The sequence below is a fragment of the Micromonospora sp. WMMD754 genome (genome assembly GCF_049315235.1).
Lineage (GTDB): Bacteria > Actinomycetota > Actinomycetes > Mycobacteriales > Micromonosporaceae > Micromonospora > Micromonospora sediminicola.
This window is the reverse complement of sequence record NZ_CP186058.1, coordinates 3,169,493-3,192,292: the sequence shown is the minus strand read 5'-3', so window position 1 is coordinate 3,192,292 and position 22,800 is coordinate 3,169,493. Positions and strand designations below refer to the sequence as shown.

The window sequence follows — 22,800 nt, the reverse complement described above, 5'->3', positions numbered from 1 at the left end:
CCGGGTGGGTGGTCAGGCGGCGATCACCGCCACCGCCAGCCCGGCGAAGGCCAGGGACAGCGCCGCGCCGGTGGCGCGCCGCCAGCGGGGCGCGCCGGCGACGACGGGCAGGTCCCGCCACCGCCGGACGGCGGGCACCAGGGCCGCCCCGCTCAGCGCCGCGCCGAGCGGCCAGAGCCAGCCCGGGACCACCGACCAGTCGCCGAGCCGGTGCGCGAGGCCGAGGTAGAGCACCGCCCAGACGGCGGCGGAGAGCACAGTGGTCCGGTCCGGTCCGCGGCGGGCGACGCTCCACAGCGACAGGCCGCCGAGGAACGTGAACGCCAGCGCGAGCCCGCCGCCGATCCAGCCCGGCAGGCCGGTCGACTCGCTCGCCGCGTCGCCGGTGACCCCGAGCAGCCGCAGGCCGAGCGCGTCCAGGTCGCGGGCGGTGTTGCCGAGCACGACGACGCCCCGGTCGGCGGCGCGGTCGTAGCCGACGTACGCCCGGAAGCCGCCGGTGCCGCCGTTGTGCCAGACGATCTCCCGGTCGCCGTACCGGCTGGTGAACCAGCCGTAGCCGATCCGACGGTCACCCCCGGCGTCGAAGCGGGGCGTGGCGGCGTCGACGCCGGGCGCGGTGCCGGCGAGCATCGCGGCGGTGAGCCGGGCCAGGTCCTCGGCGGTGGACCAGACGCCGATGCCGGCCGGGGCGTAGCCGGCGCCCACCCACGCGTCGGCGGGCCGGCCGCCGGCGGTGGCGCCCTCCGCCGGAGCGGCGGGTAGCTGGTCGGGCCCGGTGGCGACCACGGTGGCGGTCATGCCCAGTGGCCGCAGCACGTCCCGCCCGACCAGTTCCGGGTAGCCGACACCGGCCCGCGCGGCGAGCCCCTGGCCGAGCAGGGACATGCCCAGGTTGGAGTAGGAGACCGCGCCGCGCCCGTCGCCCGGTTCGAGCCCGGCGGTGTCGGCCACGACGCGGTCCACGTCGTCGCCGGCGTAGGCGTTGCCGGCGGTCAGCGACGTCCACCAGGCTCCGGCCCAGGTGGACGGGCCGGTCGGCAGCCGGGGCAGCCCGGAGCGGTGGCTGGCGAGTTCGGCGAGCGTGACCTCGCCGGCCGGGCCGGTGACGCCCGGCAGGACGGTGCCGAGCCGGTCGTCGGGGCGGACCGCGCCGGACGCCACCTGGTGGGCCAGGAGCATGCCGGTGAGCGGCTTGCCGACGGAACCGATCTCGAACGGGGTGCCCGGCTCGACGGCCGGCCCGCCCGGTGCCCGGTCGCCGAGACCGGCGACCCGGATCCGGCCGTCCTCGATCGAGGCCACCGCGAGGCCGCGCAGGCCCTCGGGGTCGTCGACGGCGGCGCGGACGGTCGCGGCCAACTCGGCGTCGCCGGTCTGCTGCCGGCCGAGTTCGGGGGCCCGGGGGGCCAGGCCGGTCGCGGCGGCCGCGGCCACGAGGCCGGCGGCGACCGTGAGGACGGTCGGGGTACGCATGGTGCTGCCTCCCGTCGGGGTGGGGTGGGGTCGGTCAGCGGCGCGCGGCGGTGAGGATGGCCAGCAGCGGCACCACCCGCTCGGGCGGGATGTCGTAGCGCCCGCGGGCGCCGCTGCGCAGCCAGCCGGCGGCGGCGAGTTGCCGCAGGTGGTGGTGGAGCTGCCCGGTGGTGCCGAGGCCGTCGAGGTCGGCCAGTTCGGCGGTGCCGTGCCGGCCGCCGAGGATCTCCCGCAGCAGTCGCAGCCGAACCGGGTGGGCCAGCGCGGTGAGCGTGCCGGCCAGCGCCGGCCAGTCGCCGTCGAGCAGGTCGTCGACGGTGGCGCCGTACTGCCAGTCGTAGTGCCGGTCGGCGGTGCGGACGGTGCCGGTGTAGAGCACGGCCCCGGGGCCGTCGGCGGGCACCCGCCGCTTCAGGCCGGCGAGCGCCCAGAACACGTCCTCCGGCGCGGTGTCGTCGGCCTCGGCCGGCGGTGCCGCACCGACCAGCCGCGCCACCTGCGCCTCCAGGGCCGCCAGCCGTTCCTCCACACTCGCCACGCCCACCAAGGTACGTAAGTACGTAGCTACGTGCAAGTGGAGGAATCCGGGATCCCGTGAACACGTGATGTGGGCCCCCGGTCCTCCGCCGGACGATCGGCGCATGACCGACGTCTCCCCACCGGCCGGGCTGCGCCGCCGGCTCGCCGCGTTGCTGCTGGCCGCCGCCGCGCTCGCCGTCGCGGGGCTCCCCTGGGCCGCCGCCGCCGTCGGCCTGACCTGCCTCGGCGTACCGGTCGCGGTGGCGCTGCGCGACGGCCCGGCCGCCACCCGCGCGCTGCTCCGGGCGCCCCGTCCCGTCCGCACCGCACCGACCTACCGAAGGAGCCGAGCATGACCTCCGCCGACCCGCCCCAGCCGGTACGCGCCGGCGCCGGAAGCCGCGACACGGGACCGCGCGACGTGACCCGGGACCGGGAGAACCCGGACGTGCTGACGCCGCCGCCCACCGACTCCGGCACGCTGCCCAACCTGAAGTTCTCCTTCTCCGACGCGCACACCCGGATCGAGCGCGGCGGCTGGACCCGCGAGGTGACCCAGCGGGAGCTGCCGATCGCCACCGAACTGGCCGGCGTGGACATGGCGCTGGAGCCCGGGGCGTACCGGGAGTTGCACTGGCACAAGCAGGCCGAGTGGGCGTACGTCATCTCCGGCAGCTGCCGGATCGGCGCGGTCGACCAGGAGGGCCGCAACTTCCTCGACGACGTGCGGCAGGGCGACCTCTGGTTCTTCCCGCACGGCGTGCCGCACCACATCCAGGCCCTCGACGAGGGGGTGGAGTTCCTGCTGGTCTTCGACGACGGCGCGTTCTCGGAGAACGGCACGTTCCTGCTCAGCGACTTCTTCGCGCACACGCCGCGGAGCGTGCTGGCCAAGAACTTCGGCTGGACCATGGAGCAGATGGAGAGCCTGCCGGAGCGGGAGAAGTACATCTTCCCCGGCGAGGTGCCGCCGCCACTGACCGAGGACCGGGTGGTCAGCCCGACCGGCGACGTGCCCCGCACGTTCAAGCACCGGCTGCTCGCCCAGGCCCCGCAGCGTTTCCCCGGCGGCACCGTCCGGATCGCCGACTCGGCGAACTTCGCCGCCTCCACCGCGATCTGCGCGGCACTGGTGGAGATCGAGCCGGGCGGCCTGCGCGAGCTGCACTGGCACCCGACCGACGACGAGTGGCAGTACTGGATCTCCGGGCACGGCCGGATGGGCGTGTTCGCCAGCACGGGCGTGGCCCGCACGTTCGACTTCCGGGCCGGCGACGTCGGCTACGTGCCGTTCGCCTACGGCCACTACATCGAGAACCTCGGCGACGAGCCGCTGGTGTTCCTGGAGATGTTCCGCAAGCCCCGGTTCGAGGACATCTCGCTGACCCAGTGGATGGCGAACCTGCCGGCGGAGATCAGCGCCGCGACGCTCAACCTGCCCCGCGAGATGATCGAGGCGCTGCCGAGGGAGAAGCGTCCGGTGGTGCGCTGACCGGGCGGGCGTCCCACAGTCGGGCCAGTTGCAGCCGGCTGCGCACGCCCAGCTTGGCGTAGACGGCCCGGACGTGGGTGTCGACCGTGTGGACCGACAGGTGCAGCCGGCCGGCCACCTGCTGCTTGGTCGCCCCGGCGGCGAGCAGGTCGGCGACACCGGCCTCCCGGGCGGTCAGCGCGGCCACGCCGTGCCCGGGCGGCCGGGGCGCCGGACGGCGGCGGGTGACGTCGAGATGCCCGTCCCACCGCTCGGCGGTCTCCTGGTCACCGGTCGCGCCGCACCGCCCGTACACCGCCGCCGCCTCCCGCGCCGCCCCGCGCGCCTCGGGCAGCCGGACCCGGGGCGACCGGGCCAGGTCGAGCAGGGCGTCGGCCAGCGCCGGCCGGGCGCCGGCCCGGCGCAGCGCGCGCACCGCCGCCCGCAGCGCCTCCGGGTCGCGGCGGACCAGGCCGTCCGCGTGCCCGGCCAGCCCGGACCAGAGGGGTACGGGGGTCCGCCCGGTCACCTCGGCGAGGCGGTCGGCCACCGCCCTCGCCCGGCGGGCGTCACCGAGCAGCAGCAGCGCCTGCACCAGACGCGGGCCGTACTGGGCGACCGCCAGCAGCGGACGCGCCGTGCGGGTCAGGTCGGCCACGACGGCGCGGAGCAGGTCCCGGTGCCGCGCCGGCTCCGGGTCGCCGGCGGCGGCCAGGCCGAGCGACGCGTACGGGATCCGGTCCGGCCAGGACCGGGCCGGTCGGGCGTCGGCGAGCAGCGCCCGCGCCCGCTCCGGCCGCCCGGTCCGGTACGCCACCTCGACGCGTACCGCCGTCAGGGCGGCGCGGGCCTCCACGCCGAGCGGGACGGCCGGGCGGTCCAGGGCGAGCCGGGCCCGGGCGTCCGCCTCCGGCAGCGCACCGGCCGCGAGCAGTCGCCGGCAGGACCAGGCGGTCAGCGCCGGCCAGGCCACCGCCGGCAGATCGGGGTACGCGGCGTCGAGCGCCGCCGCCGCGTCCTCGTACCGGCCGAGCGCGAGTTGGACCTCGATCCGGTCGAGACGGACCGCGACGGCCTCCCCGCGTACCGCCGGGTGGTGGGGGTCGACGGCGGCGAGCAGGTCGCCGGCGGTGGGCACCGCGCCGGTGGCCAGCGCGCGGGCGGCCCGGGCGAGCGTGAGCCGCACGGCGGCGGCCGGCGCCGGGTACGCGGCGCGTGCCCGGCCCGCCGAGCGCAGCAGGGCGTCGGCGTCGGGGTGGCCGACCCGCGCGGCGACCCACGCCTCGGTGGCGCGCGACCACGCCCGGCGCTCCGGCGGCACGCCGGAGCGGGCCAGACCCAGGTACGTCAGCGCGGCGGCCGGGTGGTCGTGGCCGTACCCGGCGCCGAGCCGCCCGCGCAGCAGGGCACGATCGGCCGCGCCGGCCCGGTCGGCGGCGAGTTCGGCGGCGAGCAGGTCCCGCGCCTCGGCCGTCCGCCCGGCGAGTTCGAGCCGGTCGGCGGCGGCCAGCAGCGTGGCGTGGCGGTGCGGGTCGGCCGCGCCGTAGGGTCCGGGCACGGCACCGAATCAACCACGGGCGGCCCGGCCGGATGGACGTTTCACATGAAAGCCACTCGTGATCGTGAGTTTCCGGCATCACAACGAACCGAACGGGCATGTTCTGCGTACACACGTGTGGTCATGACGTCTACCTCGGAGGCATGGTGTCTGCGGTCCGAACTGATCCATTCGCGGGGGCGATTCTCCAGGTCGGCGTGCTCGCCGGCCTCCACGGCACGGTCGGCCTGGGCCGCTACGGCTGGCTGGCCGGCCTCCTCTGCGGGGTGGTGATGGTCGCGGCGCTGAGCCACGGGCTGCGGCGCTCGGGCGGACGCCGGCTCGGGCCGGCCGACTGGGTCACGCTGAGCCGGGCCACCCTGGCCGGCGGCGTGACCGCGCTGGTGGTGGACTCGTTCAGCCGACCGGTGTCGGTCCCGGCACTGGTCGGGCTGACCGCCGTCGCGCTCGCCCTGGACTGGGTCGACGGCCAGGTGGCCCGGCGCACCGGCACGGTCAGCGCGCTCGGCGCCCGCTTCGACATGGAGGCCGACTCCTTCCTCGTCCTGGTCCTCTGTGTCCACGTCGCCGACCAGGTCGGCCCCTGGGTGCTGGTGATCGGCGCGATGCGGTACGCCTTCGTCGCGGCCGGCTGGGTGCTGCCGTGGCTGAACGGCACGCTGCCGCCGCGCTACTGGCGCAAGACCGTCGCGGCCGTGCAGGGCATCGTGCTGGCGGTGGTGGCGGCGGACGCGCTGCCCGTGCCGCTGGCCGTCGCGGCGGTGGTCGGCGCGCTCGCGCTGCTGGTCGAGTCCTTCGGCCGGGACGTGTGGTGGCTGTGGCGGCACCGGGCACGGCGGGCGTCGCTTCCGGCCGCTCCGGTCTCCCCCGCGCCGGTGGCCCCCCGCGCCGAGTGGGAGCCGGGCACCCGGGTGCTGGTCACCCGCCGTCCGGCCGAGGTCGGGGCGCGGCGGCCGTGACCCACGACGAACCGTCCCGCCCGCAGCGGGACGAGACCCCGACGGACGGCGCGGCGCCTCGGCGACGGCGCGTGCCGGCCCTGGTGGTGACCGCGCTGGCCGCCGTGCTCGTGCTGGTCGCCCTGACCCTGCCGAACGAGGTGGACCTGCTCGCCCCGGCCGCGTTCCTCCGGATCCCGGTGGAGGGGCTGGTCGCGGTCGCCCTGCTGCTGGTGCTGCCGGCCCGGCCGCGCCGGGTGTTGGCCACGCTGCTCGGCGCGCTCCTCGGCCTGGTCCTGGTGCTGACCATCGTCGACCTCGGTTTCTCGACCGTCCTCGACCGCCCGTTCGACCTGATCGCCGACTGGGCCTTCCTCGCCGCCGGGGCGGAGTTCCTCGCCGAGTCCTACGGCCGGACCGCCCAGGTGGTCGCGGTCGTCGCGGCCGTGGCCGCGGTCGTCGCCGTACCGGTGCTGGTCACGCTGTCGGTGCGGCGGCTGGCCGGCGTCGCGGCCCGGCACCGGGTCGCGAGCACCCGCGCCGCCACCGCGCTCGCGGCCGCCTGGGTGGTCTGCGCCGTGCTCGGCGCGCAGGTCGTCCCGGGTCTGCCGGTCGCCGCCGACACGGTCGCGACCGGCGTGTACGACCGCGCCGGGCAGGTGCGTTCGGGTCTGCACGACCAGGAGCGGCTGCGCACCCAGCTCGCCGGCGACCCGTTCCAGGACGCCCCGGGCGACCAGTTGCTCACCGGGTTGCGCGGCAAGGACGTCCTGGTCACGTTCGTGGAGAGCTACGGCCGGGTCGCGGTGGAGGACCCGGAGCTGGCGCCGGAGGTGGACGCCGTCCTCGACGACGGGACGCGGCAACTGCGCGCGGCCGGCTACGGCAGCCGCAGCGCGTTCCTCACCTCGTCCACCACCGGCGGGGGCAGCTGGCTGGCGCACGCCACGCTGATGACCGGCATCCGGGCGGACAACCAGCTGCGCTACACCAACCTGGTGCGCAGCGACCGCCTGACCCTGAACGGGGCGTTCCGGCGCGCCGGGTGGCGGACCTCGCTGGTCATGCCGGCGCTCACCCGGGCCTGGCCGGAGGCCGACTTCTTCGCCCCCGACCGGGTCTACGGCGCCGAGGATCTCGGCTACCGGGGGCCGACGTTCAGCTTCTCCTCGCCGCCGGACCAGTTCACCCTGGAGGCGTTCCAGCGCGCGGAGCGGGGACCCGGGCACGCCCCGGTGATGGCCGAGATCCCGCTGCTGTCCAGCCACATCCCGTGGTCGCCGGTGCCGAAGCTGGTCGACTGGGACGACCTCGGTGACGGGTCGGTCTTCGCCGGCACCAACCGCGCCCCCCGCGCGGACGAGGGCACCCGCCGGGCCTACCGGAAGTCGATCGTCTACTCGCTGCGCACGTTGATCTCCTACGTCCAGCGGTACGGCGACGACAACCTGGTGCTGGTCTTCCTCGGTGACCACCAGCCGGCCCGGTCGATCACCGGCGAGGGGGCCGACAAGGACGTGCCGATCACGATCGTGGCCAAGGACCCGGCCGTGCTCGACCGGATCTCCGGGTGGGGCTGGCAGGACGGCCTGAACCCGGCCCCGGACGCCCCGGTCTGGCCGATGGAGTCGTTCCGCGACCGCTTCCTGCGGACGTTCGGACCGCAGTCCCGCACTCACAGTTAGGAATGTCGTGACGATGCTCGCGCGGGCCTGGGGGATCACCCGTTCCCTGGCCATCTACCACGGCCAGCCGGCCAAGCACCGGCGCGCCCGGGAGCTGTACGGGCAGTTCCTCTCCCCCGGCGACCTCGGCTTCGACATCGGCGCCCACGTCGGCGGGCGGGTACGCACCTGGCGGCGGCTCGGCGCGCGGGTGGTCGCGGTCGAGCCGCAGCCGGACTGCCTGCGCGTGCTGCGCCTGGCCTTCGGGCGGGACGACGGGGTCGTGATCGAGCCCACCGCGGTCGGCGCCCGGGCCGGGCAGGCGCGGCTGGAGCTGTCCTCCGCCACGCCGACCGTGTCCACCATGTCGTCGTCCTGGATCGACTCGGTCACGGCGGACCCGAGCTTCGCCAAGGTCCGGTGGGACCGGTCGGTCGAGGTGCCCGTGGTGACGCTCGACGACCTGGTCGCGCGGCACGGCGAGCCGGCGTTCTGCAAGGTCGATGTCGAGGGCTTCGAGGTCGACGTGCTGTCCGGGCTCAGCCGGCCGGTGCGCGGGCTCTCCTTCGAGTACCTCCCGCCGGCGCACGACGCCGCGCTCGCCGCGCTCGACCTCGTGGAGCGGCTGAGCGCGCGGGCGGGCGGCTACCGCTACAACTTCTCGCCGGTGGAGACCATGCGCTTCGCCGCCGAGCGCTGGCTGGACGCGGACGGCCTGGTGCGGCTGCTGGAGACGTACCGCCCGACCGGCCGCTCCGGCGACGTCTACGCCCGTCTGGCCTCCGCCTGACCTAGGCTGGGCCGGACCGCCGCCGCGAGGAGGATCGATGGCCCGCTACGCCGCCCTGCTGCGGGGTGTCAACGTCGGCAACGCCCAACTGGCGATGGCCGACCTGCGACGCCTCGTCACCGACCTCGGGCACACCGACGTCAAGACCTACCTGCAGAGCGGCAACGTGGTGTTCACCAGCCCACCCACCGACGGTGAGGTCCTCGCCGAGGGCATCGCGAAGCGTCTCGCCGACGAGCTGGGCCTGCGGGTGCCGGTCCTGGTGCGGGACGCGGGCGAGCTGGCCGCCGTGGTCGACGCCAGCCCGTACGCCGGGCGGCAGGACGACCCGACCCGGGTGCTGGTGGCGTTCCTGTCCGCCGCGCCCGCGCCGGCGCGGGCCCGCGAGCTGGCCGTGCCCGCCGGCGAGGACATGGAGTACGCGCTGACCGGTCGGGAGGTGCACCTGCACTTCCCGACCGGCCGCTACGGGCGGACGAAGTTCACCAACACCTACCTGGAGAAGGTGCTGGGCGTGGCGGCGACGGTCCGCAACTGGAAGTCGGTGCTGGCCCTGCGCGACCTCACCGCCGGCTGAGGCTTGTCCCAGATCACCGTCCCGAGGCCGTGAGGACGCGGGGCGAGCGGGTAGAGACACCGGGTGGCACGCTCCGGGAGCCACCGCGTGGAAGCGCTCCCGAGCACCCCCGAACGATCGGAGATGAGAATCGACATGGCCGCCAACCGCGTTCCGGACATCTCGCTCAACGACGGCAACACCATCCCGCAGCTCGGCTTCGGCGTGTTCCAGATCGACCCGAAGGACACCGCGCAGGCGGTCGGCGCCGCGCTGGAGATCGGCTACCGGCACATCGACACCGCCCAGATGTACGGCAACGAGGCCGAGGTCGGGCAGGCGGTGCGCGCCTCCGGGCTGGACCGGGACGAGGTGTTCGTCACCAGCAAGCTGAACAACGGCTTCCACCGCCCGGACGACGCCCGCAAGGCGTTCGAGCAGTCGCTGCGCGAGATGAAGTTCGACCACCTCGACCTGTTCCTGATCCACTGGCCGCTGCCCACCCTCTACGACGGCGACTTCGTCTCCACCTGGAAGGTGCTGGAGGACCTCCAGCGGGAGGGCAAGGTCAAGTCGATCGGCGTGTCCAACTTCCAGGTCGCGCACCTGGAGCGCCTGGCCGCCGAGGCCGACGTGGTGCCGGCGGTCAACCAGATCGAGGCGCACCCCTACTTCGGCAACGAGGAGGTGCGCGCGTACGACCGCGCCCACAACATCCTCACCGAGGCGTGGTCGCCGATCGCGCAGGGCAAGGTGCTCGACGACCCGACCGTGGTCGACATCGCCGAGGAGGTCGGGCGGACCCCGGCCCAGGTGGTGCTGCGCTGGCACGTGCAGCGCGGCGACATCGTCTTCCCGAAGTCGACCACCCCGAAGCGGATCGAGGAGAACTTCGCGATCTTCGACTTCTCGCTCGACGACGCCGCGATGGACCGGCTCACCGGCCTGGGCCGGGGCGAGGCCGGCCGGCAGGGCCCGAACCCGGACACGTTCGACTACGTGCCGAGCTGAGCCGTCGGACACGTCACGGAGGGGCCCCGGGGAACCGGGGCCCCTCCGTCGCGTTTGACTTCGCGCGCACTCGAAGGGGCAGGGTGGCCGGAAACGCTCCGACGGGGAGGAACACCATGCGCTACCGCACCATCGGCACCGACCCGGCCACCCGCCGCGAGGTCAGCGTGCTCAGCCTCGGCGCGATGCTCTTCGGCACCGCCACCGACGAGGCCACCTCGTACGCCGTCCTGGACCGCTACGTGGAGGCCGGCGGCACGTTCGTCGACACCTCGGACAACTACGCCTTCTGGCAGAACGGCGGCCAGGGCGGGGAGAGCGAGGAACTGCTCGGCCGCTGGCGGCGCAGCCGCGGGGTGGGCGACGAGGTGGTGTTCGCCACCAAGCTCGGCGCCCGTCCGCTCGCGCCCGGCACCAGCTACCTCGACAACGCGGAGGGCCTGTCGGCGAAGGTGATCCGCGAGTCCGCCGAACGCAGCCGCGAGCGGCTCGGGCTCGACCGGATCGACCTGCTCTACGCCCACATCGAGGACCACGACGTCCCGCTGCGGGAAACCGTGGAGGGCTTCGCCGAGCTGGTCGCCGAGGGCACCGTCGGGCTGCTGGGCGCGAGCAACCACCGCGCCTGGCGGGTCGAGCGGGCCCGCGCGATCGCCGCCGCGGCCGGCCTGCCCGGGTACGAGGTGCTCCAGTACCACCGCAGCTACCTGCCGTCGCGGGTGGACCTGCCGAACGCGCTGGACCCGGACGGCGACGTCGGCTGGGTCGGCCCGGACCTGGCCAGTTACCTGCGGGCCGAGCCCGGGCTCACGCTCGTCGCGTACTCGCCGCTGCTCAAGGGGGCGTACGTGAAGTCGGAGCGGCTGGGCGAGGAGTATGCCCTGCCGTCGACCCCGGCCCGGCTGGCGGCGCTGCGCGCGGTGGCCGACGAGACCGGGGCCACGGTCAACCAGGTGGTGCTGGCCTGGCTGATGGGCGGCGACCTGCCGGCGATCCCGCTGGTCGGCTGCTCCTCGGTCGCGCAACTGGACGAGGCCCTGGGCGCGGTCGACCTGGAGCTGACCGCCGAGCAGCGGGCCCGGTTGGACGCGGCCCGCTGACCGACCGTCCGGCCGGGTGGCCCGTCGCGGTCACCCGGCCGTCAGGTCGATCCGCCAGTCGTTCGAGCGCATCAGGCGACCCGGCGGGTATTCGAACTCCGTCTCCCCGAGCAGCGTGAACCCGGCCTTGCGGCAGACCGCGTTCGACGGCGGATTGTCCACCGACGGGTACGCGTGCGCGAAGCGCCGGTCACCCGCCGCCCGGGCCGCCGCGACCACCGCGCGCACCGCCGCCGTCGCCAGGCCCCGCCCCTGATGGGCCGGGAGCACCGCCCAGCCCATCTCGTACACCTGATCGCCGCGCCACTCACGCGGCCAGAAGCCGACGCTGCCCACCCTCGTCCCGTCCGGCGTGACCACGGTGAACATGTTCCCGCTGCGCGGGCCCGGGCCACGCAGGTAGCGCTCGTGCCGGGCGCGCACCTGCTCATCGGTCTCCGGGCCGCCGGTGTGCGCCCGCACCTCCGGGACGTTCAGCGCTCGCAGCAGTGCCAGGTCGTCGACGCCCCACCGGACGATGCGTACCTCTGCCATGCGCCCGATTGCACCAGACACCCCCGACAGGTGTCCCGCCAGATTTGATCTGGCGGACCGTCGCGCCCGGTCTGGCGCCGTAGGGATGAGGCTGGCAGCGAGGGAGGGCGACATGACGCCGTTACGGCTCGCCGTGCTCATCGGCAGCACTCGGGAGGGACGGGTCGGTGACCGGATCGGTCGCTGGTTCGCCGCACACGCGCGCCGCCGGGACGGGCTGGTGGTGGAGGAGATCGACCTCGCCGGGTACGACCTGCCGACCGCCCTGCCCGCCGAGCCGACGCCGGCGATGCGGGAGTTCGCCGGGCGGGTGGCGCGGGCGGAGGCGTTCGTCGTGGTCACCCCCGAGTACAACCACAGCTTCCCGGCCTCGTTGAAACAGGCGATCGACGTCGCCTACGACGAGTGGCAGGCCAAACCGGTCGGCTTCGTCTCGTACGGCTGCCGGTCGGTCGGTCTGCACGCGGTCGACCAGCTCCGGACGGTCTTCACCGCGCTGCACGCGACGACCGTGCGGGACACCGTCGGCGTCGACCTGCTCGACGGCGAGCCCACCGGGCACGCCGAGGAACGGCTCCGGCAGGACGTCCGGCTGCTCCTCGACGAGCTCTGCTGGTGGGGCCTGGCGTTGCGCGACGGTCGCGCGGCCCGCCCGTACGCCTGCTGAGAACACCCACGGAGAGAGGTAGTGATCATGAGTAACCGGAACACCGGCCTGGCCGTCGAGGCCGACGGCCTGGTCCGGTCGTTCGGCTCGACCCGGGCGCTCGACGGACTGGACCTGCGGGTCCCCGCCGGCACCGTGTACGGGATGCTCGGGCCGAACGGCGCGGGCAAGACCACCGCGGTACGGGTGCTGGCCACGCTGCTGCGCCCCGACGGCGGCACGGCCCGGGTCTTCGGCCACGACGTGGTGACCCAGGCCGACGCGGTCCGCGCCCGGGTGAGCCTGACCGGCCAGTACGCCTCGCTGGACGAGGACCTGACCGGGGCGGAGAACCTGGTCCTGCTGGGCCGGCTGCTCGGGCTGGGCCGGCCGGCCGCGCGGGACCGGGCCGACCAGTTGTTGGCCGCGTTCGGGCTGACCGAGGCGGCGGCCCGGCAGGTGAAGAAGTACTCCGGCGGGATGCGGCGGCGCATCGACATCGCGGCGAGCATCCTCAACACGCCGGACCTGCTGTTCCTGGACGAGCCGACCACCGGGCTCGACCCGCGCAGCCGCAACCAGGTGTGGGAGATCGTGCGGGCGGTCGTGGCGCACGGCACCACCGTGCTGCTGACCACGCAGTACCTGGACGAGGCGGACCAGCTCGCCGGCCGGATCGCGGTGGTCGACCACGGCCGGGTGATCGCGGAGGGCACCCCGGGCGAACTGAAGTCGTCGGTCGGCTCGGGCACCGTCCATGTGCGACTGCGCGACGCCGGGCAACGGTCCCGGGCCGAGCAGGTGCTGCGGACCACGCTGGGCGTGCCGGTGCAGCTCGCGGCGGACCCGGTGGCGCTGACCGCGCGGGTCGGCGAGGACGGCACCGACCTGGAGGCCGGCGAGCAGGCCGCCCGCGCCCTCGGCGAGCTGGCCCGGGCCGGCATCGTCGTCGACGACTTCTCCCTCGGCCAGCCCAGCCTGGACGAGGTGTTCCTGGCCCTGACCGACCACCCGGCCGTCTCGACGGACGAGCGGGACGACGAGCTGGAGGCGGCCCGATGAGCGACACCGCGACGACCACCGCCGGGCGGGCGCCGTCCGTCTACGTGCCCTCCGCCGAGGCGCTGGCGACAGTGCTCGCCCCCGGTGAGCGACCGGCCCGGCCGGGACCGCTCTCCGCGTCGCTGACCTTCGGCTGGCGGGCCATGCTGAAGATCAAACACGTACCCGAGCAGCTGTTCGACGTCACCGCGTTCCCGATCATCATGGTGCTGATGTTCACGTACCTGTTCGGCGGCGCGCTCGCCGACAGCCCGCGTGCGTACCTCCAGTTCTTCCTGCCGGGCATCATGGTGACCAGCGTCGTGATGATCACCATGTACACCGGGGTGGGCCTGAACAACGACATCGAGAAGGGTGTCTTCGACCGGATCCGCACCCTGCCGGTGTGGCGGCCGGCGGCGCTGGTCGGGATGATCTTCGGGGACGTGCTGCGCTACGTGCTGGCCGCCCTGGTCATCCTCGCCGTGGGCCTGGTGCTCGGCTTCCGCCCGGACGGCGGGGCGCCCGGCGTGCTGGCCGGGATCGGCCTGCTGGTGGTCTTCTCGTTCGCGTTCTCCTGGGTGTGGACGTTCTTCGGCCTGGTGCTGCGCAGCGAGAAGTCGGTGATGGGCGTCAGCATGATGGTGCTGTTCCCGCTGACGTTCCTGAGCAACGTGTTCGTCGACCCGTCCACCATGCCGGGCTGGTTGCAGGCGTTCGTCAAGGTCAACCCGGTCACCCACCTGGTCGCCTCGGTGCGCGCCGCGATGGGCGGCTCGATGGACGCCACCAACACGATGTGGCTGCTGCTGTGGAGCGCCGGTTTCGTCGCGGTCTTCGGCTCCCTGACCATGTACCGCTACAACCGCCGCTGACGTCCGCTCCGTCGCCGCCTCGGCCGAACCGCCCGGCCGAGGCGGCGAACGCGGCTCGTCGCACGCCGCGGCTCACACGGGGGTACGGGCTCACCCCGCGCGACGAACACGCCCGAGTGCTGGCTGACTCCGCCGGCTCGCCCCGTGCAGACGGGCTCGCCGGGCCGAGAGATGGCGCATGCCGGGCTCGTAGCGCGTGGACCCCCACCCCGCCAACTCCACCGGTAGCCGGCAGCGTGATGCAGTTCATCGATCTTGGAGTTGTGGCACCTGCCATATCCGACAGAAGTGGGTACTTCGGGAGCCACAACTCCAAGATCGCCGAGACCGAGACGGCGGGCGCCGGATCAGAGGCGCCAGGAGATCGGCTCGGGCGGGAGGTAGCGGCAGGTGCTGCCGGTGGTGACGGACTCGCGCAGGTGAGCCGCGAGCGCCGGGTGGCGCTGGTCGATCCGGCGCAGCGAGTCACGGATCCGGCCGGTCACCGCCTTGCGCGCCCGCTCCGCCTGGTCGCCGAGGCGGCGACTGCGCCCGGCCAGCCCGGCGGCGGCCCGCAACTGGTCGAGCAGGGCGGCGCGCTCGGCGTCCAGGGCGGCCAGCCGCCGCTCGTCGTCGCGCCGGGCGGCCCGGTCGATCTCGTCGTCGAGCCGCCGCAGGTGCTGCCGATAGCGGGCCTTCGCCTCGTCGTCGAGCACCGGATCGGCGCCGAGCCGACCGGCCGCGACCAGCTCCGGCCCGGCCGCCGGGTCGAGCAGGTCGATCGCGGGCACGTCCACGCCCGGCCGGCCCAGCAGCAGCCGCAGGTCGTGCAGGCCCTTGGCATCGGGCAGGTGCACCACGACACCCGCCCACGCGAGCCGCCACACCGGCCCGTCCGGGCGGAACTCCGGCCACCCCGGGTCGACTCCGTCCACACCGAAGGGAGCTACGCCGGTGCCACCGACCCCCGGCGTCGGCGTGTCGCGGCCCTGCTCCTCGACCCGCCCGCCCCCGGACAGCTCCGTCGCGGGGAGGGCAGCGCCACCCGGGGACAACCCCGTCGTCCGGGCGGAGATGTCGCCGAAGGCGTCCGCCGGCCCCAGCCGGTCGACCACCTGGGGCATGCCCAGCGCCCGCGCCTCGGCCACCACCGCGGCGCGCAGCCGGGTCGCCCCGGCCGCGTCGCCCGGCCCGCCGCGCCCGGTCAGCGCGGTGACCAACCCGGCCCGGGCCAGCACCGACCAGGGGCGCGCGCCCAGCCGGTCGGCGGCGTCGCGGGCCGCCACGTAGCCGGCCACCGCGTCGTCCCACCTGCCCTGCGCCGCGTCCACACCGGCCAGCCACAGGTCGACCGGGCCGGCCACGTCGCAGCCGAACAGCGCGACCATCCACCGGCCCCGGTGCGGGGCCAGGGCCGCCCGCACCTCGGCGCAGCGACCCGGGTCGCCGTCGACCGCCGCCGCCTGCGCGCGCAGGCGCAGCCACACCGGCGACACGGGCCGGGGGTACGCAGTGCCGGCGGCCTCGATCTCGGCGGTGAGCCGCAGCGCGGTGGCGGTGTCGCCGCGTTCGGCGGCGGTGATCCCGCGCAGCAGCTCGACCTGCGGGTGACCCGCGCCGGCCTGGTCGAGCAGGGCCTCGGCCTCGGCGAGACGCCCGCGCAGGAGCAGCAGGGCCCAGCGCAGGTGGTGTGCCATGAAGGCGTGGTCGGAGTGTTCCCACTCGCCGTAGCCCTCCATCTCGGCGTAACACGACTCCGCGCCGGCGAAGTCGCCCCGCAGGGCGGCGATGATGCCGCTGTCGACGGTCGCCGCCATCCGCTGGCGGGCCACGTCGCCCTCGCGGCAGCCGGCCACGAACGCGGTCAGCTCGTGCCGGTAGCCCGGGTCGCCCAGCTCCAGCAACGCGACCCAGCGCAGCGAGGTGGCCCACAACTCGGTGTCCCGGTCGCCGGTGCGGCGCGCCACCTCCCGGATCTCGGCGGTGACCACGGCCCGTTCCTCGGCGGTGCCGAGCCCCCAGGTGGTGTCGTGGCGGGCCCACAGGCTGAACGTGAGCGCCTCGTCGTCGCGGCCGTGCCGGGCGAGCGTCTCGGTGGCGGTGATGAGGTCGGTGACCAGGGCTCCGGTGGACCGGTCCGGCTCCGGTTCGCCGATCAACCGCCCGTACGCCTCGCGGATCAGCGCGTCGGCGTCGAGCCGGCGGCGGGTGGCCGAGTGCTGCCCGTGGGCGGTCAGCGCCACCCGGGCCAGCACGGCCGGCTCGTCCGAGCCCCGGGCCAGCGCGGCGGCGTCGACCAGCAGCCGCTCGGCCTCCCCCGGCGTGCCGGCGTGGTGCAGCAGCCCGGCCAGCTCCAGCAGCACCCGCACCCGGCGCGCGGGCTCGTCGGCGCGTTCCAGCGCACGCCGGAAGTGCCGGACCGACTCCTCCACGGCCAGCCGGCCGCTCGCGTCGCGGGCGGCGGCCAGCAGCAGGTCACCGGCGCGTGCCGGGTCCAGCTCGGCCCCGGCGAGCCAGGCGTGCCGGGCCAGGTCGGCCGGGATGAGCCGGTCGGTCACCGCGGCGGACCGGTCGACGGCCCGGACCACGGCGGCGTGCCGGGCCCGCCGCTCGTCCTCGGCGAGGCCGTCGTAGAGCGTCTCGCGGACCAGGTCGTGCACGAACGCGAACCGACCGCCGCCAAGGGCCAGCACCAGGCGGGCGGCGGCGGCCCGGTCGAGCAGCCGGTCGACCTGGGCGGCCGGGGCGGGCACGCAGGCGGCGAGGACCTGACGGTGGAACTCGCGACCGAGCACGGCCGCCACGGTGAGCGCCTCGACCACCGGCGCGGGCAGTTGGTCGAGGCGGCGCCGCACCGCCTCCCGTACGCCGGGGGCGATGGTGTCGGCCAGCCCGTCGGTGTGCCAGAGCCGGGCGGTCTGCTCGACGAAGAACGGGTTGCCGCCGGTGCGCCGGTGCACCTCGTCGACGAGGTCGGCGTCGGGCTCGCGACCGGCGGTGCGGGTGATCAGGGCGGCCACCTCGTCGCGCCCGAGGCCGGTGAGCGTGATCGTGGTGGCCTTCGCGGTCAGCGGCAGCAGCAGTGGCCGCAGCGGGTGGTCGCCGGCTTCGACCTCGGCGTCGCGGTAGGTGCCGATCAGCAGCAGCCGCTCGAACCAGGTGTGCTGGGTGGCGAACTGGAGCAGCCGCAGCGAGGCCGGGTCGGCCCAGTGGAGGTCGTCGAGGACCACCACGACCGGCCGGTGCTGGGCCACCGCGACCAGGGCGGTGGTCACCGCGTCGTGCCGGTCGAACTCGGCCCGCCCGTCGTCGGCCGGCCCGGTGTCGTCGGCCGGCCCGGCCGGGTCGTCGGCGGCCGGCCCGCCAAGCAGGGCGGCCAGCCCGACGCCGGCGGCCTCCTGCGCGCGGGCCCAGTCGTCGGCCGAGCGGGCCAGCCGGCGCAGCACCTGCATCCAGGGCCAGTAGTCGGGGGCGGTGTCGGACTCCCAGCACGCGCCGCCGAGCACCAGCGCCCCGCGCCGGCGGGCCTGGTCGGCGGCGGCGCCGACCAGCGTGGTCTTGCCGATGCCCGGCTCGCCGGTGACCAGGGCCAGGCCGCCGTGGCTGGTGGTCACCCGGTCGACCTCGGCGCGCAGCAGACCCGCGGGATGTTCCCGCCCGATGATCCCCTCGCCGAACCGCGGCTCCATGACCTCCCGACGGTAGTCGACGGGTCCGACACCGCGGCGTCGCTCAGCCCATCGGCTGCCGGGCGTCGGTGACCACGTGGGAGCAGGCCGGGCAGGCCGCCGGTCCCTGCTCGGCGAACCAGCGGCAGGTACGCCGGATCGCGCACTTCGGCAGCGTCTCCTCGGCGGGCGGGGCGGTCTCGGCGTACGAGGCGGCCATCCGGGCGCCCAGCCCGCAGTGCGAGCCGGTCCAGAAGCCGCAGGACGAGGTGACGCAGGGGCCGGCGAGCCGGACCCGGCTCTCGATCGGCTCGTCCGAGTCGCCGGCCCCGGCGAGCGCCACCTCGGCCGGCACGGCCGGAGTCACGTAGGCCACCCGGCCCGCCGGAGTGATCATGCCGAGGAACACCGTGGCGTTGGACGCCGGGGTGCTCGGGCACATCCGCTCCGGCGGACCGGCCGGTCGGGCGGCGTCGGTCACCGCTGGATCCAGAATCCGATGTCGTTGATCTTCTGGCCGAGGTCCTGCGCGAACGGGCCGTCGAGCACCCAGAGCCCGTACCACTCGGGGCGCAGCTTGATGTTGCCGTGGCCGAGGGTCAGCGGGTTGGTCAGTTTGGCGTTGGCGGTGCCCAGCGCGGCCAGGCCGGCCTTCTGGATCTCGCCGGCGATCAGGGTCTGCTGGTCGGGTGTCAGGTCGACGCCGTCGACCACGAAGCGGAACTCGTTGCGGGCCATGTGCTACCTCCGGTCACTCGTACGATTCGGTGCCCAGCCCGCGACGCAGGCTGGTCCGGGTGAAGGCCGCCCAGCCGACGTGCGAGGCGGGGTCGGCGGGCTGCCCGACGCGGGCGAGCACCCGCCCGGCGTGCTCCGGCCAGCGGGTGGCGGTGGCCGCCGCGTCGCCCCACAGCTGACGGCAGGCGGCGACCGCGAAGGCGACCTGCTCGGGCGTGCCGGTGAATCCGGCCGCCCCGTCGCCGACGCGGACCGTGCCGTCCGGCCGGACCCGCACGCTGGGGAAGTGGTGGTGCAGGCTGGCCAGCGTGGCCAGGTGGGCGGCGTCCCGCCGGGCGGCGGCGAAGCCGGCGTGCAGTTCGTCGTCGCGCCGGTGGCGGATCGCGTGCAGGACCAGCGCGTCGCCGGCCGGTTCGATCCGGGCGACCACGTGCACGGGCGCGCTCCAGGCGCGGGGCGAGTTCGCCGACCAGAACGCGAGCCAGGCGGTGAGCCGGGCGTGGAAGTCGGCCTGGACGGCGACCGCGGGCGCGGACCCGTCGGGTGCGCGCAGCGCGGCGGTGGCGATCCGGTCCCGGGTGATCAGCGGCGATCCGGGACGGGCCGGCGCCGCCGCCGCGGCACCGGTGGTGGAGGCGACGGCCAGGCCGGTCAGGGTGACCGCCGAGGCCGCCGCCGCGCCGGCGAGGAGTCGCCGACGGTCGAGCGGGTGTCCGTTGTCGTTCATCGTCGGCCCTTCGTCGACGGCAGTGCCCCGACGCTATCGACCGGAAGGGATCAGGAAAACACGCTGCGTGACGGGAGGTTGACAGGAAAGCCGGGGATTCCCGGCGGCGTGAACGACCGTTCCTGTGCCGGGTTCACGAGGCGGAGGACGGGAACCTCTCGTGCCCGAGCACCCCGAGCAGCCGCAGCTTCTCGGCGGCCTCGCTGCGCGGCGGCGCGGTGAACACCAGCAGCGCCTGCGACTGGTCCTCGGTGAAGAGCACCTGGCAGTCCAGTTCGATCGGGCCGAGTTCGGGGTGGACGAGCGTCTTGTGGTCGGCGAAGCGCTGGGCCACCTCGTGCCGCTCCCACAGCTCGGCGAACTCCGGGCTCACCGCCCGCAACGCCCGGACCAGCTCGCCGGCGCGCGACCGGGCGCCCATCGACCCGTACGCGGCGCGCAGGTTCGCGACCTGGGCGCGGCTCTGCCGCTCCCGGTCGTCCTCCGGGTAGCGCTCCCGCTCGGCCGGATCGGTGAACCACCGGTAGATCCCGCTGCGGGCCAGGCCGGTGTGGCCGGTCCGGTCGCCGAGCAGCGCCGCGGCCAGCCGGTTCTGCACCAGCGTCTCGCCCAGGTCGGACAGGACCAGGGCGGGGGTGTCGGCCAGCCGGTCCAGCACCCGCAGCAGCGCCGGCGCGACGTGGGTCGGGGTCGCCGTCCGCTCCGGCGGGCTGTGTCCGGCCACCCGGAACAGGTAGTCGCGCTCGTCCCCGGTCAGCCGCAGCGCCCGGGCCAGCGCGGCCAGCATCTGCGGGCTCGGCTGCGGCCCGCGCCGCTGCTCCAGCCGGGTGTAGTAGTCGGTGGACATCGCGGCGAGCGCGGCGACCTCCTCCCGCCGCAGGCCGGGCGCGCGACGCCGGGCGCCCTCGGGCAGCCCGACGTCGCCGGGGCGCAGGGTCTCGCGGCGTCGGCGGAGGAAGTCGGCCAGGGCTGCGCGGTCCATGATCCGAGTATCCGGCCGCCGTCGGACGCGAACCAGGGATCCCCGATCCCCCGATCGGCGATCTCTTCACCGCCCGGGTCCGGCCGCACCATGCTGGCGGCATGGACATCTCCGGAAACACGATCTTCATCCCCGGTGCCACCAGCGGGATCGGCCTGGCGCTGGCGCTCGCCCTGAAGGACCGGGGCAACACGGTGATCGTCGGCGGCCGGCGTACCGAACTGCTCGACGAGATCGCGGCCGAACACCCCGGCCTGGACACCGTCGCGATCGACACCACCGACCCGGCGAGCATCGCGACGGCGGCCGAACAGGTGCTGGCCCGGCACCCCGACCTCAACGTCCTGGTCGCGATGGCCGGCGTCATGCGGATCGAGGACTGGCGCTCGCCCGAGACGTTCCTCGCCTCGGCCGAGGAGGTGGTGACCACCAACGTGCTCGGCCCGATCCGGCTGATCGGCGCGTTCGTCGAGCACCTGACCCGGCGCGGGAACGCGACCATCGTCACCGTCTCCTCCGGCCTGGCGTTCGTGCCGTTGCGGGTGACGCCCAGCTACAACGCCTCGAAGGCGGCGATCCACATGCTCAGCGAGTCGATCCGGTTGCAGTTGGCCGACACCGGCGTACGGGTGCTGGAGCTGGTCCCGCCGGCCGTGCGGACCGGGCTGCTGCCGGGGCAGGAGACCAGCGAGTTCGCCATGCCGCTGGACGAGTTCGTGACCGAGGTGGTGGCGTTGCTGGAGGCGCGGCCGGACGCCACCGAGATCCAGGTCGAGCGGGTGAAGTTCCTCCGCCACGCCGAGGCGCGCGGCGACTACGCGCAGGTGGTGGCGACCCTCAACGCGGCGGACCCGCACGCCGCGACCTGAGCCCGGTCAGGCGCGGAGCAGACCGGCGACCGCCCGCTGCGCGTCGACGATCGCACGGACCGGCAGGTCGAGCACCCAGAGCGCGGCGGCCAGATAGTCGAGGACCCGCCACCGCTGCTCCTCGGTCAGCGACCGGTTGTCGAGCAGGGCCCCCGCCTCCACCCCAAGCGTGGGGCGGGGACCCCGCCGCACCACTCCGAGCGCCGCGCCCAGCCGGTCCGCGAGCACCGCGGCGAGCCGCCGGCGGTCCACCCCGAGCAGGTACGGGGCCAGCTCCGCGTCGGCCGCTACCAGCCGCAGCCAGCGGTGCACCGCCTCGCGTACGGCGACCGGGCCGAGCCGGTCGCGGGGCTCGCGGGAACAGGTCACCAGCTCCGTCGTCCGCACGACCAGGGGTACGGACGATCGACCCCGATCAGTTCAGCACAGACCTTGATATCGATGGATGCCTATCTATAGGCTGGCGGCGTTCCGCTCACCCCCCACCCCAAGGAGTGTGAACCATGCGTACGCCGAAGCTGTCCCGGATCCTCGCCACCCTCGCGGCCGCGACGCTCGCGGCGCTGGGCGCGGTCGCCGTCAACCCGGCACCGGCCTCCGCCGCCGTCCGCAACGTCTGCTACAACACCAGCCAGGCCGGCCCGTTCGCCAGCTACGCGGTGCAGGCGGCGTCCATCTGGAACAACCGCACCAACAACATCAACATGGCCCAGTGCGGGTCCAACCTGATGATCTACTACACCTACGGCGGCGGGTCGTACGCCCAGCGCACCAGCCTCGGCAACGGCCGCGTGGTCATCGACTACTACCAGGCCCAGCAGTACTCGCCGCTGCGCATCATGACGCACGAGATCGGCCACATCCTCGGCCTGCCGGACAACTACAACGGCAACTGCGCCATCCTGATGTCCGGCGGCAGCGCCGGCACCAGCTGCACCAACCCGTACCCCAGCTCCACCGAGGCCGCCCGGGTCGACTCGCTGTTCGGCTTCGCGGCCCGCAGCGCGACGCCCGCCCAGGTCTTCAGCGGCAGCTGGCCGGCCGCCACCGTGGTCGGCGCCGGTCGCTGACGACGCACCGGTGACGGGGTCGGCGGGTCACCGCCGGCCCCGTCCGCGCGTCCGTGCCCGGTTCCTCCCGGCCGTCCCGCCGGCCGCCGCGTCGGCCGCCAGGTCCGACGCCCGCCGGCTCAGCTCCTCGACCCGGTCGCGCAGCCGGCCCACCGAGTCCCCGGAGTCCGGGTCGGACACCTCGTCGAGCAGCCCCACGTAGTCCCCGGCCAACCGCAGGTAGCCCGGCCCGCCGGTCCGGTCCAGATCGATGATCTGCTGGGCCAGCACCGCCGTCGCGGCGCCCAGCGCGGCCCGCTCATCGGCGCGCGCGTCCCGCCCGGCCCGGCGCGCGTCGGCCAGCCGCCCGGCCCGCCGACCGCCCAGCCAGAGCGCCGCCGCGCCGGCCACCACGCCGACGACCGCGCCGCCGGCCAGCAGGTAGCGGGGCAGCGACGGGCTGATCGTCCGGGCGCCGTCGGGCAGCAGGCCGGTGCGGACCAGCCGGTCGTAGTTGAGCACGATCACCTTCAGCGCCTCGATCGGCCGGTCCACGAACGCGTCCGCGCCCTGACTGATCACGGTCTCGGTGACCATCGACCGGCCGAT

Annotated in this window: 24 protein-coding genes; 13 read left to right on the top strand and 11 right to left on the bottom strand. The window is 75.1% G+C overall.

Features of this window, described 5'->3' with window-relative positions:
• Positions 1 to 12 precede the first annotated feature (12 nt).
• Together ACN27B_RS15520 and ACN27B_RS15515 are read right to left on the bottom strand one after the other, a co-directional pair.
• Positions 13 to 1,476 carry a serine hydrolase domain-containing protein gene (locus tag ACN27B_RS15520; RefSeq protein ID WP_422745656.1) on the bottom strand — a complete coding sequence of 488 codons (1,464 nt, stop codon included), beginning with the start codon at positions 1,474 to 1,476 and terminating at the stop codon, positions 13 to 15.
• A 34-nt stretch (positions 1,477 to 1,510) separates the two neighbouring features.
• Positions 1,511 to 2,014, bottom strand: a complete 504-nt coding sequence (locus ACN27B_RS15515; protein WP_422745653.1) for an ArsR/SmtB family transcription factor — start codon at positions 2,012 to 2,014, stop codon at positions 1,511 to 1,513.
• A 103-nt stretch (positions 2,015 to 2,117) separates the two neighbouring features.
• Between ACN27B_RS15515 and ACN27B_RS15510 the strand changes: the two genes are divergently transcribed.
• Together ACN27B_RS15510 and ACN27B_RS15505 are read left to right on the top strand one after the other, a co-directional pair.
• The gene (locus ACN27B_RS15510; protein ID WP_091581179.1) at positions 2,118 to 2,351 is read left to right on the top strand and encodes a hypothetical protein; all 234 of its coding nucleotides are present in this window, start codon (positions 2,118 to 2,120) and stop codon (positions 2,349 to 2,351) included.
• Positions 2,348 to 3,487, top strand: a complete 1,140-nt coding sequence (locus tag ACN27B_RS15505) for an oxalate decarboxylase family bicupin (protein ID WP_099162386.1) — start codon at positions 2,348 to 2,350, stop codon at positions 3,485 to 3,487. The genes ACN27B_RS15510 and ACN27B_RS15505 overlap by 4 nt, the downstream gene beginning before the upstream one ends.
• Here the strand turns inward: ACN27B_RS15505 and ACN27B_RS15500 are convergent.
• On the bottom strand, positions 3,426 to 5,024 hold the full coding sequence (locus ACN27B_RS15500) for a LuxR C-terminal-related transcriptional regulator (protein ID WP_422745650.1): 1,599 nt from the start codon (positions 5,022 to 5,024) through the stop codon (positions 3,426 to 3,428). The two genes, ACN27B_RS15505 and ACN27B_RS15500, sit on opposite strands and share 62 nt — an antisense overlap.
• A gap of 143 nt (positions 5,025 to 5,167) precedes the next feature.
• Here ACN27B_RS15500 and ACN27B_RS15495 point away from each other — a divergent pair, with 143 nt between their 5' ends.
• The 6 genes from ACN27B_RS15495 to ACN27B_RS15470 all read left to right on the top strand — a co-directional run bounded on the left by ACN27B_RS15495 (position 5,168) and on the right by ACN27B_RS15470 (position 11,083).
• Positions 5,168 to 5,983 (top strand): CDP-alcohol phosphatidyltransferase family protein, encoded by an 816-nt coding sequence (locus ACN27B_RS15495; protein ID WP_422745648.1) that lies wholly within the window; start codon positions 5,168 to 5,170, stop codon positions 5,981 to 5,983.
• On the top strand, positions 5,980 to 7,647 hold the full coding sequence (locus ACN27B_RS15490) for a sulfatase (protein ID WP_422745646.1): 1,668 nt from the start codon (positions 5,980 to 5,982) through the stop codon (positions 7,645 to 7,647). Before ACN27B_RS15495 ends, ACN27B_RS15490 begins: the two co-directional genes overlap by 4 nt.
• Before the next feature lie 13 nt (positions 7,648 to 7,660).
• Positions 7,661 to 8,416 (top strand): FkbM family methyltransferase, encoded by a 756-nt coding sequence (locus ACN27B_RS15485; RefSeq protein ID WP_422745986.1) that lies wholly within the window; start codon positions 7,661 to 7,663, stop codon positions 8,414 to 8,416.
• A 37-nt stretch (positions 8,417 to 8,453) separates the two neighbouring features.
• Positions 8,454 to 8,993 (top strand): DUF1697 domain-containing protein, encoded by a 540-nt coding sequence (locus tag ACN27B_RS15480; RefSeq protein WP_098743504.1) that lies wholly within the window; start codon positions 8,454 to 8,456, stop codon positions 8,991 to 8,993.
• A gap of 135 nt (positions 8,994 to 9,128) precedes the next feature.
• A complete protein-coding gene (locus ACN27B_RS15475) occupies positions 9,129 to 9,983 on the top strand; it encodes an aldo/keto reductase (RefSeq protein ID WP_099162388.1) in 855 nt (284 codons plus the stop codon).
• 116 nt (positions 9,984 to 10,099) lie between these two features.
• Positions 10,100 to 11,083 (top strand): aldo/keto reductase, encoded by a 984-nt coding sequence (locus ACN27B_RS15470; protein WP_099162389.1) that lies wholly within the window; start codon positions 10,100 to 10,102, stop codon positions 11,081 to 11,083.
• A gap of 30 nt (positions 11,084 to 11,113) precedes the next feature.
• Here ACN27B_RS15470 and ACN27B_RS15465 read toward each other — a convergent pair whose 3' ends face one another.
• Positions 11,114 to 11,617: a GNAT family N-acetyltransferase gene (locus tag ACN27B_RS15465; RefSeq protein WP_099162390.1), complete on the bottom strand. Its 504-nt coding sequence runs from the start codon at positions 11,615 to 11,617 to the stop codon at positions 11,114 to 11,116.
• A gap of 112 nt (positions 11,618 to 11,729) precedes the next feature.
• Here ACN27B_RS15465 and ACN27B_RS15460 point away from each other — a divergent pair, with 112 nt between their 5' ends.
• The 3 genes from ACN27B_RS15460 to ACN27B_RS15450 are packed head-to-tail and all read left to right on the top strand — an operon-like array spanning position 11,730 to position 14,179.
• Positions 11,730 to 12,284, top strand: a complete 555-nt coding sequence (locus ACN27B_RS15460; RefSeq protein ID WP_099162391.1) for an NADPH-dependent FMN reductase — start codon at positions 11,730 to 11,732, stop codon at positions 12,282 to 12,284.
• 27 nt (positions 12,285 to 12,311) lie between these two features.
• Positions 12,312 to 13,325 (top strand): ATP-binding cassette domain-containing protein, encoded by a 1,014-nt coding sequence (locus tag ACN27B_RS15455; protein WP_099164755.1) that lies wholly within the window; start codon positions 12,312 to 12,314, stop codon positions 13,323 to 13,325.
• On the top strand, positions 13,322 to 14,179 hold the full coding sequence (locus tag ACN27B_RS15450) for an ABC transporter permease (protein ID WP_422745642.1): 858 nt from the start codon (positions 13,322 to 13,324) through the stop codon (positions 14,177 to 14,179). Before ACN27B_RS15455 ends, ACN27B_RS15450 begins: the two co-directional genes overlap by 4 nt.
• Before the next feature lie 347 nt (positions 14,180 to 14,526).
• Here the strand turns inward: ACN27B_RS15450 and ACN27B_RS15445 are convergent, their stop codons facing one another.
• The 5 genes from ACN27B_RS15445 to ACN27B_RS15425 all read right to left on the bottom strand — a co-directional run bounded on the left by ACN27B_RS15445 (position 14,527) and on the right by ACN27B_RS15425 (position 20,273).
• The gene (locus tag ACN27B_RS15445) at positions 14,527 to 17,847 is read right to left on the bottom strand and encodes an ATP-binding protein (protein WP_422745640.1); all 3,321 of its coding nucleotides are present in this window, start codon (positions 17,845 to 17,847) and stop codon (positions 14,527 to 14,529) included.
• A 43-nt stretch (positions 17,848 to 17,890) separates the two neighbouring features.
• A complete protein-coding gene (locus ACN27B_RS15440; RefSeq protein WP_422745638.1) occupies positions 17,891 to 18,307 on the bottom strand; it encodes a hypothetical protein in 417 nt (138 codons plus the stop codon).
• The gene (locus ACN27B_RS15435) at positions 18,304 to 18,564 is read right to left on the bottom strand and encodes a hypothetical protein (RefSeq protein WP_091581243.1); all 261 of its coding nucleotides are present in this window, start codon (positions 18,562 to 18,564) and stop codon (positions 18,304 to 18,306) included. Before ACN27B_RS15435 ends, ACN27B_RS15440 begins: the two co-directional genes overlap by 4 nt.
• 13 nt (positions 18,565 to 18,577) lie before the next feature.
• The gene (locus ACN27B_RS15430; RefSeq protein ID WP_099162395.1) at positions 18,578 to 19,291 is read right to left on the bottom strand and encodes a hypothetical protein; all 714 of its coding nucleotides are present in this window, start codon (positions 19,289 to 19,291) and stop codon (positions 18,578 to 18,580) included.
• A gap of 133 nt (positions 19,292 to 19,424) precedes the next feature.
• On the bottom strand, positions 19,425 to 20,273 hold the full coding sequence (locus tag ACN27B_RS15425) for a helix-turn-helix transcriptional regulator (protein ID WP_099162396.1): 849 nt from the start codon (positions 20,271 to 20,273) through the stop codon (positions 19,425 to 19,427).
• Positions 20,274 to 20,374: 101 nt separating this feature from the next.
• On the opposite strand from ACN27B_RS15425, the gene ACN27B_RS15420 reads away from it, so the two are divergent.
• The gene (locus ACN27B_RS15420) at positions 20,375 to 21,142 is read left to right on the top strand and encodes an SDR family oxidoreductase (protein ID WP_422745635.1); all 768 of its coding nucleotides are present in this window, start codon (positions 20,375 to 20,377) and stop codon (positions 21,140 to 21,142) included.
• 6 nt (positions 21,143 to 21,148) lie between these two features.
• Here the strand turns inward: ACN27B_RS15420 and ACN27B_RS15415 are convergent, their stop codons facing one another.
• Positions 21,149 to 21,511, bottom strand: coding sequence for a globin (locus ACN27B_RS15415; protein WP_422745633.1), 363 nt, complete (start codon positions 21,509 to 21,511; stop codon positions 21,149 to 21,151).
• A 134-nt stretch (positions 21,512 to 21,645) separates the two neighbouring features.
• On the opposite strand from ACN27B_RS15415, the gene ACN27B_RS15410 reads away from it, so the two are divergent.
• Complete coding sequence (locus ACN27B_RS15410) at positions 21,646 to 22,212, top strand: snapalysin family zinc-dependent metalloprotease (RefSeq protein WP_091581260.1); 567 nt, start codon at positions 21,646 to 21,648, stop codon at positions 22,210 to 22,212.
• Between the two features lie 27 nt (positions 22,213 to 22,239).
• On the opposite strand, the gene ACN27B_RS15405 is transcribed toward ACN27B_RS15410, so the two are convergent.
• Entirely contained in the window at positions 22,240 to 22,788 is a 549-nt protein-coding gene (locus ACN27B_RS15405) for a hypothetical protein (protein ID WP_422745631.1), read from the bottom strand.
• Between the last annotated feature and the right edge of the window lie 12 nt (positions 22,789 to 22,800).

Bases quoted from the DNA above. Each gene is read 5' to 3' on its own strand.
- ACN27B_RS15465 (WP_099162390.1), bottom strand. From the start codon at position 11,617: ATGGCAGAGGTACGCATCGTCCGGTGGGGCGTCGACGACCTGGCACTG.
- ACN27B_RS15410 (WP_091581260.1), top strand. From the start codon at position 21,646: ATGCGTACGCCGAAGCTGTCCCGGATCCTCGCCACCCTCGCGGCCGCG.
- ACN27B_RS15495 (WP_422745648.1), top strand. From the start codon at position 5,168: ATGGTGTCTGCGGTCCGAACTGATCCATTCGCGGGGGCGATTCTCCAG.
- ACN27B_RS15475 (WP_099162388.1), top strand. From the start codon at position 9,129: ATGGCCGCCAACCGCGTTCCGGACATCTCGCTCAACGACGGCAACACC.
- ACN27B_RS15460 (WP_099162391.1), top strand. From the start codon at position 11,730: ATGACGCCGTTACGGCTCGCCGTGCTCATCGGCAGCACTCGGGAGGGA.
- ACN27B_RS15445 (WP_422745640.1), bottom strand. From the start codon at position 17,847: ATGGAGCCGCGGTTCGGCGAGGGGATCATCGGGCGGGAACATCCCGCG.
- ACN27B_RS15450 (WP_422745642.1), top strand. From the start codon at position 13,322: ATGAGCGACACCGCGACGACCACCGCCGGGCGGGCGCCGTCCGTCTAC.
- ACN27B_RS15480 (WP_098743504.1), top strand. From the start codon at position 8,454: ATGGCCCGCTACGCCGCCCTGCTGCGGGGTGTCAACGTCGGCAACGCC.
- ACN27B_RS15485 (WP_422745986.1), top strand. From the start codon at position 7,661: ATGCTCGCGCGGGCCTGGGGGATCACCCGTTCCCTGGCCATCTACCAC.
- ACN27B_RS15510 (WP_091581179.1), top strand. From the start codon at position 2,118: ATGACCGACGTCTCCCCACCGGCCGGGCTGCGCCGCCGGCTCGCCGCG.
- ACN27B_RS15435 (WP_091581243.1), bottom strand. From the start codon at position 18,564: ATGGCCCGCAACGAGTTCCGCTTCGTGGTCGACGGCGTCGACCTGACA.
- ACN27B_RS15430 (WP_099162395.1), bottom strand. From the start codon at position 19,291: ATGAACGACAACGGACACCCGCTCGACCGTCGGCGACTCCTCGCCGGC.
- ACN27B_RS15455 (WP_099164755.1), top strand. From the start codon at position 12,312: ATGAGTAACCGGAACACCGGCCTGGCCGTCGAGGCCGACGGCCTGGTC.
- ACN27B_RS15425 (WP_099162396.1), bottom strand. From the start codon at position 20,273: ATGGACCGCGCAGCCCTGGCCGACTTCCTCCGCCGACGCCGCGAGACC.
- ACN27B_RS15420 (WP_422745635.1), top strand. From the start codon at position 20,375: ATGGACATCTCCGGAAACACGATCTTCATCCCCGGTGCCACCAGCGGG.
- ACN27B_RS15405 (WP_422745631.1), bottom strand. From the start codon at position 22,788: ATGGTCACCGAGACCGTGATCAGTCAGGGCGCGGACGCGTTCGTGGAC.
- ACN27B_RS15520 (WP_422745656.1), bottom strand. From the start codon at position 1,476: ATGCGTACCCCGACCGTCCTCACGGTCGCCGCCGGCCTCGTGGCCGCG.
- ACN27B_RS15470 (WP_099162389.1), top strand. From the start codon at position 10,100: ATGCGCTACCGCACCATCGGCACCGACCCGGCCACCCGCCGCGAGGTC.
- ACN27B_RS15505 (WP_099162386.1), top strand. From the start codon at position 2,348: ATGACCTCCGCCGACCCGCCCCAGCCGGTACGCGCCGGCGCCGGAAGC.